Genomic DNA, 11,141 nt, shown 5'->3' with positions numbered 1-11,141 from the left:
GGGGGGCCCCCCGCCGGTCCCGTCGGGTGCCGGCTGGGCCGGGGTGCGCGCCTGCCCGCCGACCAGCGACGACGCGTCGACCGTCGGTCGGCCGGCGGCGCCGACCGGCGCGCGACGGGGCCTGCGGCGGCGTCGCCACGCGGCCACCGGCACGCTGCCCGCGACCGGTGGCACGCGGGTCGTCGGCGGTGCCGGGCAGGTGGGCCGTGCCGTCGGGCCCGTCCGGGTGCGCCGGTAGCCTTCCGCGACGTGCCGCCCGCAAGCTCCCCCGTGACCGCCGCACCGCCGCGGCCCGATCACGTGCGGCCCGTCGACGTCGCGGTCCTCGCCGCCTCCGCCGACGCCGAGCTGCGCGACCCGGCCGCCGCGGTGCGCCCCGTGACCGGCGCGACCCTGCGCGCCTCCGACGTCCGCCCGGGCGACCTGTTCGCGGCGCTGCCCGGGTCCCGCGCCCACGGCGCGGACTTCACCGCCGCGGCGCTGGCCGCCGGTGCCGTCGCGATCCTCACCGACCCGGCCGGTGCCGCCCGCGAGGCGGTCGCGCAGGCCGCGGTGCCCGTCCTCGTGCACGAGGCGCCCCGCCGCGTCCTCGGCGACCTCGCCGCCCGCATCTACGGCGACCCCACCGCCCGGCTCGACGTCGTCGGTGTCACCGGGACCAGCGGCAAGACCACGGTCGGGCACATGCTCGAGGCGGGCCTCGCCGCGGGCGGCCGGGCCACCGGGCTGCTCGGCACCGTCACCACGCGCATCCGCGGCGCCGAGGCCCCGAGCCTGTTCACCACCCCCGAGTCGCCCGACCTGCAGGCGCTGTTCGCGGTGATGGCCGAGCGCGGCGTCACCGACGTCGCGATGGAGGTCTCCAGCCACGCGCTGGCGCTCGACCGGGTCGCCGGCACCCGGTTCTCCGTCGCGGCGTTCACCAACCTGTCGCAGGACCACCTCGACTTCCACCGCGACATGGACGACTACTTCGAGGCCAAGGCGCTGCTGTTCGACCCGTCGCGGCAGGGCGCCGCGCGCCGTCGCGTCGTGTGCGTCGACGACGAGTGGGGCCGTCGGCTCGCCGACCGCCACCCGGACGCGGTCACCGTCGCGACGACCGGCCCGGCCGACTGGACCGCGGAGGCGGTGCACCAGGACGACGACGGCACGCAGTCGTTCGTCGCCGCCCGGCCCGGCGGGACGGTCCCGGTGCGGCTGCGGCTGCCCGGCCGCTACAACGTCGCCAACGCGCTGGTGGCTCTCGCGTGCCTGGACGCGGCGGGCGTCCCCGCCGAGGTCGCGGCGCCGCGGCTGGCCGAGCTCGCCGTCCCGGGCCGGATGCAGCGCGTCGACGCGGGACAGGACTTCCTCGTCGTCGTCGACTACGCGCACAAGCCCGCCGCCGTCGGCGCGCTCCTGGCCGCGCTGCGCGGCCAGGTCGGCGGCCGGATCGTCACCGTCCTGGGCTGCGGCGGCGACCGCGACCGCGGCAAGCGGCCGCTGATGGGCGCGATCGCGGCGGCCGGGTCGGACCTGCTCGTCGTCACCGACGACAACCCGCGCACCGAGGACCCGGCGGCCATCCGCCGGGCCGTGCGGGAGGGCGCGGAGGCCGAGCCGCGCCGTGGCGAGATCGTCGAGATCGGCGACCGGCGGGCGGCCATCGCCGCGGCCGTCGCGGCGGCCCGGCCCGGCGACGCGGTCGTCGTCGCCGGCAAGGGACACGAGAAGGGCCAGGAGATCGACGGCGTGAAGCACCCGTTCGACGACGTCGACGAGGTACGGGCCGCACTGCGGTCCGCCGGCGGGGTGCACGGATGATCGAGATGCGGCTGGCCGACGTCGCCGCGGCGACCGGGGGCCGACTGCACCGTGCCTCCGGCGACGAGCGGGTCACCGCGGTCGAGTTCGACTCGCGCGCGATCGGCCCCGGCGGCCTGTTCCTCGCGTTGCCGGGCGAGCGGGTCGACGGGCACGACTTCGCCGCGGCGGCCGTCGCGGCCGGTGCTGCCGGGGTGCTGGCGGCCCGGGCCGTCGACGCGCCCGCGGTCGTGGTGCCGCCTGCCGAGGCCCGCTCCGGGGCGGGGACCTATCTCGCCGAGCACGACCCCGACGGTGCGGGCGCCGCGGTCCTCGCCGCGCTGGCCCGCCTGGCCCGGCACAACGTCGACGCCCTGACCGCCGGCGGGCCGCCGGGCCTCGCCGTCGTCGGGGTCACCGGCAGCTCTGGCAAGACCTCCACCAAGGACCTGCTGGCGGCCGTCCTCGCCCCGCTGGGCCCGACCGTCGCGCCCCCCGGGTCGTTCAACAACGAGCTGGGCCACCCGTGGACCGCGCTGCGTGCCGACGCCTCGACGCGCCATCTCGTGCTCGAGCTCTCGGCCCGCGGGTCCGGGCACATCGCCGCGCTGTGCCGGGTCGCGCCGCCGCGGATCGGGGTGGTCCTCAACGTCGGGCGCGCGCACCTGGGCGAGTTCGGCTCGCCGGAGGCGATCGCGCAGGCCAAGGGAGAGCTGGTCGAGGCGCTGCCCGCCGGCGGCGACGGCGGCGTCGCCGTCCTCAACGCCGACGACCCCGCCGTGATCGGGATGGCGCCGCGCACCGCCGCCCGGGTCGTCTCCGTGGGCCGGTCCGCGGGTGCGACGGTCCGCGCCGTCGACGTCGGCTCCGAGGCGGGCCGCGCCCGGTTCCGGCTCGTCTCGCCCGCCGGGGAGGCGGACGTCGCCTTGCGGCTGGTCGGGACCCACCACGTCGGCAACGCGCTGGCCGCCGCCGCGGTCGCGCTCGAGCTGGGCGCGACGCCCGACTCCGTGGCCGCGTCGCTCGGTGCCGCCGGACCGGTGTCGCGCTGGCGCATGGAGGTGGCCGACCGGGCCGACGGCGTCACCGTCGTCAACGACGCCTACAACGCCAACCCGGAGTCCATGCGCGCCGCACTCACCGCGCTCACCGACCTCGGCCGCGGCCGCCGGACCTGGGCGGTCCTCGGCCGGATGGCCGAGCTGGGGGCGCAGGAGGCCGCCGCGCACGCCGAGGTGGCCGCCGCGGCGGGCGAGCTGGGGGTGGGCACGCTCCTGGCCGTCGGAGAGCCCGGATACGGTTCGGCGGCACGGCACGTCGCCGACCCGGCCGCCGCGCTCGCGCTGCTGCGGGCGGAGGTCACCCCGGGCGACGTCGTCCTGGTGAAGGCGTCGCGCGCGGTCGGCCTCGACCGGGTCGCCGCCGCGCTCCTCGACGACCTGCGCCCCGACGATCGACAGGAGAACGAGCTGGTGTCCCGGTGAGGAGCGTCTTCGTCGCCGCCGGTATCGCGTTGGCGGTGTCCATCCTGCTGACGCCGTACCTGATCCGGTTCTTCGCCCGGCAGGGGTTCGGCCAGGAGATCCGTGCCGACGGCCCCGCCAGCCACAAGAGCAAGCGCGGGACGCCGACGATGGGCGGCGTCGCGATCATCCTGGCGCTGTGGATCGGCTACCTCGGCGCGCACCTGCTCAGCGGGGAGCCGATGACCGCGTCGGCACTGCTGGTGCTGATGCTCACCACGGCGCTGGGCCTCGTCGGGTTCCTCGACGACTTCATCAAGATCCGCCGCCACCGCAACCTCGGCCTCAACAAGACGTCCAAGCTCGTCGGCCAGCTGCTGACGGCGGTCGTCTTCGCGATCCTCGCGCTGCGCTTCGCCAACGCGCGCAACCTCACCCCGGCGTCCGACCAGCTCTCGTTCGTCCGCGAGATCGCGGTGCTGAGCTTCGGGTCCATCGGGTTCGTCATCTTCTGCTACCTCGTCGTGTCGGCCTGGTCCAACGCGGTCAACCTCACCGACGGCCTCGACGGGCTCGCCGCAGGCACGTCGGCGATGGTGCTGGGCACCTACACGATCATCGGCTTCTGGCAGTTCCGGAACAGCTGCGCGCTGACCGCGGCGGCCGGCTGCTACGAGGTCCGCGACCCGCTCGACGTCGCGGTGGTCGCCGCCGCGGCCATGGGCGCGTGCATCGGGTTCCTGTGGTGGAACGCCGCGCCCGCGCGGATCTTCATGGGCGACACCGGCTCCCTCGCCCTCGGCGGCCTGCTCGCCGGCCTCTCGATGGTCACCCGCACCGAGCTGCTGCTCATCGTCATCGGCGGTGTGTTCGTCGTCGAGATCCTGTCGGTGGCGCTGCAGATCGTCGTCTTCCGCACGACGCGACGACGGCTGTTCCGGATGGCGCCCTTCCACCACCACTTCGAGCTGGCCGGCTGGGCGGAGACGACCGTCATCATCCGGTTCTGGCTGCTCGCGGCGATGTGTGCGGCGCTGGGCCTGGGGCTGTTCTACAGCGAGTGGCTGACGGCCTCGGCGGGGGTCTAGTGGCTGCCCGCGGGCCCGCTCCCGACCCGGTGCGCGGACGCCGGGTCGTCGTCGCCGGTGCCGGCGTGTCGGGGCTGGCGGCCGCCGAGGTGCTGGTCGCGCACGGCGCCGACGTCGTCGTCACCGACGACTCGCCCGAGCGCCTGACCGACCTGCCCGTCGGCGCCCGGGCCGGCGAGGGGCTGCCGCAGGCGCACCTCGACGGGGCGGAGCTCGTCGTCAGCAGTCCCGGGCTGCGGCCCGACCATCCCCTCGTGGCGGCCACCGCCGCGCGGGGGATCGAGCTGATCGGCGAGCCCGAGCTGGCCTGGCGCCTCGGCGCGGCCACGGCCGCGCCGCCGCGCTGGCTCGTCGTCACGGGCACCAACGGCAAGACCACCACGACCAGCATGCTCGCCGCCGTCCTCGCCGCCGCCGGCGAGGACGCGGTGGCCTGCGGCAACATCGGGCTGCCCGTCGTCTCTGCGGTCGAGGCCGGCCACCGGGTGCTCGCCGTCGAGCTCTCCAGCTTCCAGCTGCACCGCTCGCCCTCCGTGCGGCCCGACGCGGGCGTCGTCCTCAACGTCGCGGAGGACCACCTCGACTGGCACGGCGGCATGACCGCCTACGCCGCGGCCAAGGCCCGTGCGCTCGTCGGCGCGGTCGCCGTCGCGTGTGTCGACGACCCGCGCGCCGCGACGCTGCTCGCCGCGGCGCCCGCGGCCCGCAAGGTCGCGGTGACCCTCGGTGAGCCGGGCCCCGGCGAGCTCGGGATCGTCGGGGGAGTGCTGGTCGACCGGGCGTTCGGTCCGTCCGCGGTCGACCTCGTCGACGCCGCCGCGATCACGCCCGGCGGCCCGCCCGGGCTCACCGACGCGCTGGCCGCCGCCGCGCTCGCCCGCGCGCACGGTGTCGCCGCCGGGGCCGTCGCGGCCGGGCTCGGCGGGTTCGCGCCCGGGCCGCACCGCGCCGAGGTGGTCGGGACGGTCGGCGGGATCGACTGGGTCGACGACTCGAAGGCCACCAACCCCCACGCCGCCGACGCCTCGCTCGCCGCCCGCGCGGGCAGGCGCGTCGTGTGGATCGTGGGTGGACTGCTCAAGGGGGCCTCGGTCGACGACCTCGTCGCCCGCCGGGCCCCCGGCCTCGCGGGGGCCGTCGTCATCGGCACCGACCGCGCCGAGATCGTCGCGGCCCTCGCGCGACACGCGCCCGATCTCCCCGTCGCCGAGGTCGACTCGGGCGACGATGAGCCCATGACGACCGCCGTGCGCCGCGCCGCCGCCCTCGCCCGACCGGGCGACGTCGTCCTCCTCGCCCCGGCCGCCGCGTCGATGGACCAGTTCCGCGACTACGCGCACCGCGGCCGGGCGTTCGCCGACGCCGTGCGTGCCCTCACCGCGGGGGCGCCCCGGTGAGCCCGGCCGAGCGCGTCGCCCCGGGCACCGGTGCAGCCGGCACCCGGGCAGCGGGCACCGGGGTCCGGACCGCGAAGGGCCGGCGCAGCGCCCGGGCCGACCTCAACGGGGCCCGGGCCGCCGTCGGGCGCGCCGGGACGGCGCTCGCCCAGTGGCTGCGCCGCCCGCTCACGTCGCTGCACCTGATCCTCGGCGTCTTCGGCCTGCTCACGACGTTCGGCCTGGTCATGGTGCTGTCCGCGTCGTCGGTCGAGTCGCTGACCTCCGACGGCTCGTCGTACTCGGTGTTCACCCGCCAGGTCCTGTTCTGCGCGGTCGGCCTGGTCGTGTTCTACGTCGGCCTGCGGATCAAGCCCAGGACGCTGCGCGCGCTCTCCCCGCTGCTGCTGATCGTCTGCGCCGTGCTGCTGGCCGCGGTCCTGGTGCCGGGGCTGGGCACCGTGCGCGGTGGCTCGCGGTCCTGGTTCACCCTGGGCCCCTTCGCGTTCCAGCCCGGCGAGCCGGCCAAGGTCGCGCTCGCGCTGTGGGGTGCGCACGTGCTGGTGCTGCGTCGCAAGGTGATGCACCGGTGGAAGCACGCCCTGCTGCCCGTCGTCCCGGTCGCGCTCGTCCTCGCGACGCTGCTCGTGCTCGAGCCCGACCTGGGCACGACCGTGTCACTGGGCATCGTGCTCATCGCGCTGCTCTACTTCGCCGGGGCGCGCGGCCGGCTGCTCGTCGCGCTGGCCGGCGGCGGCCTGGCCGGCGCGGTGATCCTCGGTCTGACGGCGGGCTACCGGCAGAGCCGCATCACGTCGTTCCTCTCGGCGGGATCCGACCCGCTCGGTCCCGGCTACCAGGCCACGCAGGCGCTGTACTCGCTGGCCGACGGCGGCCTCTTCGGCGTCGGGCTCGGCCAGGGCCGGGCCAAGTGGAGCTACCTGCCCAACGCGCACAACGACTTCATCTTCGCGATCATCGGCGAGGAGCTGGGCTTCATCGGGGCCTTCGCCGTCCTCGCGCTGTTCGCGGTGCTCGCCTACACGGGCCTGCGGATCGCGACCCGCAGCGCCGACCCGTGGTTGCGGCTCGTCTGCGCGACGCTGACCGCGTGGATGGTGTCGCAGGCGGCGATCAACATCGGCTACGTCGTGGGCCTGCTCCCGGTGACCGGGCTGCAGCTGCCCCTGATCTCGTCCGGAGGCACCTCGCTGGTGATCACCATGTTCGCGTTCGGCGTGCTGGCCAACGCCGCCCGGCACGAGCCGGAGGCGGTCGCGGTGCTGCGCAACGGCGGCCAGGGCCGCATCGCGCGGCTGCTGCGGCTGCCCGCCCCCGAGCCCTACCGTGCGCCCGCGCCGCGCACCCCGGCCCAGCGGGTCCGACGATGACCGCGCTGTCGGTCGTCGTCGCGGGCGGGGGGAGCGCCGGGCACATCGAGCCCGCCCTCGCCTTCGCCGACGCGGTGCGCCGCGAACACCCCGACGCCCTCGTCACCGCGCTGGGCACCGAGCGCGGCCTCGACACCCGGCTCATCCCCGCGCGCGGCTACCCGCTGCGGCTGATCCCGCCGGTTCCCTTGCCGCGCAAGCCGAGCAAGGACCTCCTGCGGCTGCCGGGCCGGGTCCGGACGGCGGTCGGGACCGTCCGGGAGGTGCTGCGCGACGTCGACGCGGACGTGGTCGTCGGGTTCGGCGGTTACGTCGCGCTGCCCGCCTACCTGGGCGCCCGGGGCCGGGTGCCCGTCGTCGTGCACGAGGCCAACGCCCGGGCCGGGCTGGCCAACAAGGTCGGCGCCCGGTTCGCCGCGGCCGTCGCCACCGCCGTCGCGGGGACCGGCCTGCCGCACGAGCAGGTCGTCGGGATGCCGCTGCGGCGCAGCATCACCGGCCTCGACCGGGCGGCGCTGCGCGCCGAGGGCCGGGCCCACTTCGGGTTGCCGGCCGACGGGCCCGTCCTCCTGGTGTTCGGCGGTTCGCAGGGCGCCCGGACGCTCAACACGGCGGTGGCCGACGCCCTGCCCGGGCTCGCGTCGGCCGGCATCGCGGTCCTGCACGCCCACGGCGCGACCGGCACACCGGGCCCCGAGACGCCCGGCTACGTCCCGCTGCCCTATATCGAGCGGATGGACCTCGCCTACGCCGCCGCCGACGCCGTCCTCGGCCGCTGCGGCATGACGACGGTCTCCGAGGTCACCGCCGTCGGGCTGCCCGCGCTGTACGTGCCGCTGCCGCACGGCAACGGCGAGCAGGAGCTCAACGCGCGCCCCGTCGTCGCCGCCGGTGGCGGGATCCTCGTGCCCGACGCCGAAGCCACCGGTGACCGTGTCCTGGCGGAGCTGGTGCCGCTGCTGCGCGATCCGCAGCGGCTCGCGGCCATGGGTGCGGCCGCGCGGGCGTCGGGACACGCCGACGCCGACGAGCGGCTGGCCCGCATCGCGGTCGGGGTGGCGGAGCGGGCGGGGTCACGATGAGCGGTCCTCTGCTGGGCGAGCGCGTCCACCTCATCGGCATCGGCGGCGCCGGGATGAGCGGCATCGCGCGCATCCTGCTGGCCCGCGGGGTGGCCGTGTCGGGGTCGGACGCCAAGGACTCCCGCACCGTCATGGCGCTGCGCGCCCTCGGCGCCGAGGTCGCACTCGGGCACGACGCCGCGAATCTCGACCTGCTCGGCGGCCCGCCCACGGTCGTGGTGTCCACGGCGATCCGCGAGACCAACCCCGAGCTCGCCGCCGCCCGCGAACGGGGCCTGCTCGTCGTGCACCGGGCCGACGCGCTGGCCGACCTCACCACGGGCCGTCGCGTCGCCGCGGTCGCCGGGACCCACGGCAAGACCTCGACCAGCTCGATGCTCACCGTCGCGCTCCAGCACTGCCGGCTCGACCCGTCGTTCGCGATCGGGGGCGACCTCGCCGCGTCCGGTGCCGGGGCCCACCACGGTGGGGGCGACGTGTTCGTCGTCGAAGCAGACGAGAGCGACGGGTCCTTCACCGCCTACGCCCCCGAGGTCGCCGTCGTCACCAACGTCGAGCCCGACCACCTCGACCACCACGGCACAGAGGAGGCGTACCGGGCCGTCTTCGAGGCGTTCGTCGGGCGGATCGCGGAGAAGGGGACGCTCGTCGTCTGTGCCGACGACGCCGGCGCGGCCGCGCTGGGGGAGCAGGCCGAGGCGCGCGGGCTCACCGTCCGCCGCTACGGCCGCACCGCGACCGGCCCTGACGACGCCGTCCTGCTCGACCACGTGCCCGACGGGCCCGGCGCCCGGATGCGCGCCCGGCACCGCGACGCCGAGCTCGCGGTGCGGCTGGCCGTACCCGGCGAGCACATGGCCCTCAACGCGCTCGCCGCGCTGCTCGCCGGTGTCGAGCTGGGTGCGCCCGTCGACGGGCTGCTCGCCGGCCTGGCCGAGTTCGACGGGGTGCGCCGCCGCTTCGAGTTCAAGGGCCGCGCGGCCGGTGTCGCGGTGTACGACGACTACGCCCACCACCCGACCGAGGTCGCCGCCACGCTGCGTGCCGCGCGGTCGGTCGCCGGACCGACCGGGCGCGTCGTCGTGGCGTTCCAGCCGCACCTCTACTCCCGCACCCGGCTGTTCGCCACCGAGTTCGGACGGGCGCTGGCCCTGGCCGACGAGGTCGTCGTGCTCGACGTCTACGGCGCGCGCGAGGACCCGGAGCCCGGCGTGACCGGCGCGCTCGTCGCCGACGCCGTCACGCTCCCGCCGCAGGTCGTGCACCACGTCCCGAGCTGGTCGCAGGTGCCGGCGGTGCTGGCCCGCCTCGCCCGCCCCGGCGACCTGGTCCTGACCATGGGCGCCGGTGACGTCACCGTCCTGGGCCCCGAGGTGCTCCGCGAGCTCGAGGAGCCCGAGGACGGTCCCCGCGGGGACGGCGGGTGAAGCGCCCGGCGGTCCCCGGCTCGGCAGGCGAGCGCGGCGGTCGTGACCGCCGCGCCGGTGCCGGGCGGACGGACGCCGGGCAGGACACGACCCGCGGCACCGCCGCGGACGCCGGCACGACCCGGGGCGCCGCCGCGGACCGCGGCGCCAACCGGGGTGCCGCCGGGGGCCGCGGGGCGACCCGGGGTGCCGCCGCCGAGCGCGGTGCGAGTGCCGACGACGGGGACGTCCACCACGACGTGCCGACCCAGCCCGGCCACGCCGACCGTGACGTCGCCGGTGGCAGCACCGCCGCGGCCCGTGCGGCCGGCGACCGCACCCGCGCCGCCGCCGGCCGGACGGCCGCCCGCAGGTCCGCGGCGTCGGCGACCGGCTCCCGCCCCGCGCGGGGCCGCACCGCGCACACCGACGGCCGGGGTCGCCGCATCGGCGCCGGCGGGATCGCCGCGATCCCCGGCTCCAGCGGCGGCAGCTCGAATCGCCGGCCCGGCCGCGGCGACGACCCGGCCGTCGACCCGGCCGGCGACAGGGTGGACGTGGGTTCCCCCGACCCGTCCGACGGGTCCGGGACCACCGCGACCGACTCCGAGCGGGTGCGTCGCGCGGTCGGGACCGGCTCGGGCGCCGCCCGGACCGCGGCCCGGCCACGTCCCGTCCGGCCCGCGCCACACATCCTGCGCCGGCGCCGGATCGCGCTGCTCGTCGTCGTGCTGGTGCTGCTGGGCGGCCTCGCCACGGGAGTGGCGTACCTGCTCTACGGCAGCGGCCTGGCCGACGTCGAGGATGTCACCGTGCAGGGCACGCTCGCCGTCGACCGCCAGCAGGTGCTCGACGCCGCGGCCATCCCGACCGGCGGCCCCCTGGCGGGCGTCGACACCTCCGACGCCGAGAAGCGGATCGCCGCGCTCCCGGGCGTCGCGGCGGTGTCGGTCGACCGCGACTGGCCGCACACGATCGCGATCACCGTCACCGAGCGGGTCGCCGTGATGCTGGCCGACACCCCGAAGGGCCTCATGCTCGTCGACAAGACGGGTCTGCCGTACGAGGTCGCTCCCGAGGTGCCGCCCGCGCTGCCGCGGCTCGACGTCGGCATCGCCGGCACGGTCGCCCCCGGCGACGTCCAGACGACCGCGGGTCTCGACGTCCTCGCCGCGCTGAGCGACGCCGTCCGCGGACAGGTCCAGACCATCACGGTGACCCCGCCCGCGAGCACGGGCGCGCAGCCGCGCATCGAGCTGGCGCTCTCCGACGGCCGCCGCGTCGTCTGGGGCACCCCCGACAACGGGCCGCGCAAGGCGGCGGTGCTCGCCGCGCTGCTCACGGAGAAGGGCACCGTCTACGACGTCGCGAGCCCCGATCTGCCCACGATCCGTCGCTGACCGCACACGTCCGGTCACGAAGAGGTCACAACCACGCGATGCACCCGCCTGGGGGGTTGCCGACGTGCGGCGCGCCTAATGGACCCGCACCCTGCCCGCACCTAGCGTTCTCGCGTGAAGGCCCGGACCAACCGGAGCTGGACCGGACCC

The 11,141-nt window shown here is 77.0% G+C and carries 9 protein-coding genes; all 9 read left to right on the top strand.

Annotated elements, in window-relative coordinates; translation table 11 throughout:
- A partial coding sequence (locus PSD17_RS21560) for a hypothetical protein (protein WP_339124297.1) occupies window positions 1–238 on the top strand: 238 nt, incomplete at its 5' end.
- A gap of 11 nt (window positions 239–249) precedes the next feature.
- Window positions 250–1,806, top strand: a complete 1,557-nt coding sequence (locus PSD17_RS21555; RefSeq protein ID WP_339124296.1) for a UDP-N-acetylmuramoyl-L-alanyl-D-glutamate--2,6-diaminopimelate ligase — start codon at window positions 250–252, stop codon at window positions 1,804–1,806.
- A complete protein-coding gene (locus PSD17_RS21550) occupies window positions 1,803–3,269 on the top strand; it encodes a UDP-N-acetylmuramoyl-tripeptide--D-alanyl-D-alanine ligase (protein WP_339124295.1) in 1,467 nt (488 codons plus the stop codon). Before PSD17_RS21555 ends, PSD17_RS21550 begins: the two co-directional genes overlap by 4 nt.
- Window positions 3,266–4,336 (top strand): phospho-N-acetylmuramoyl-pentapeptide-transferase, encoded by a 1,071-nt coding sequence (gene mraY / locus PSD17_RS21545; RefSeq protein WP_013674927.1) that lies wholly within the window; start codon window positions 3,266–3,268, stop codon window positions 4,334–4,336. Before PSD17_RS21550 ends, mraY begins: the two co-directional genes overlap by 4 nt.
- Window positions 4,336–5,733, top strand: coding sequence for a UDP-N-acetylmuramoyl-L-alanine--D-glutamate ligase (gene murD, locus PSD17_RS21540; protein ID WP_339124294.1), 1,398 nt, complete (start codon window positions 4,336–4,338; stop codon window positions 5,731–5,733). The genes mraY and murD overlap by 1 nt, the downstream gene beginning before the upstream one ends.
- Window positions 5,730–7,103, top strand: coding sequence for a putative lipid II flippase FtsW (ftsW, locus tag PSD17_RS21535; RefSeq protein WP_013674929.1), 1,374 nt, complete (start codon window positions 5,730–5,732; stop codon window positions 7,101–7,103). The genes murD and ftsW overlap by 4 nt, the downstream gene beginning before the upstream one ends.
- Window positions 7,100–8,185 (top strand): undecaprenyldiphospho-muramoylpentapeptide beta-N-acetylglucosaminyltransferase, encoded by a 1,086-nt coding sequence (gene murG / locus PSD17_RS21530; protein WP_013674930.1) that lies wholly within the window; start codon window positions 7,100–7,102, stop codon window positions 8,183–8,185. The genes ftsW and murG overlap by 4 nt, the downstream gene beginning before the upstream one ends.
- The gene (gene murC, locus PSD17_RS21525; RefSeq protein WP_013674931.1) at window positions 8,182–9,612 is read left to right on the top strand and encodes a UDP-N-acetylmuramate--L-alanine ligase; all 1,431 of its coding nucleotides are present in this window, start codon (window positions 8,182–8,184) and stop codon (window positions 9,610–9,612) included. The genes murG and murC overlap by 4 nt, the downstream gene beginning before the upstream one ends.
- Entirely contained in the window at window positions 9,609–10,991 is a 1,383-nt protein-coding gene (locus PSD17_RS21520; protein ID WP_339124293.1) for a cell division protein FtsQ/DivIB, read from the top strand. The genes murC and PSD17_RS21520 overlap by 4 nt, the downstream gene beginning before the upstream one ends.
- Window positions 10,992–11,141: the final 150 nt, after the last annotated feature.

This window comes from Pseudonocardia sp. D17 (genome assembly GCF_036984265.1).
In the GTDB taxonomy this organism is placed as follows: Bacteria; Actinomycetota; Actinomycetes; order Mycobacteriales; family Pseudonocardiaceae; genus Pseudonocardia; species Pseudonocardia benzenivorans.
This window is presented reverse-complemented; position numbering and strand designations above follow the sequence as displayed.

Bases quoted from the DNA above. Each gene is read 5' to 3' on its own strand.
- PSD17_RS21550 (WP_339124295.1), top strand. From the start codon at position 1,803: ATGATCGAGATGCGGCTGGCCGACGTCGCCGCGGCGACCGGGGGCCGA.
- murG (WP_013674930.1), top strand. From the start codon at position 7,100: ATGACCGCGCTGTCGGTCGTCGTCGCGGGCGGGGGGAGCGCCGGGCAC.
- murC (WP_013674931.1), top strand. From the start codon at position 8,182: ATGAGCGGTCCTCTGCTGGGCGAGCGCGTCCACCTCATCGGCATCGGC.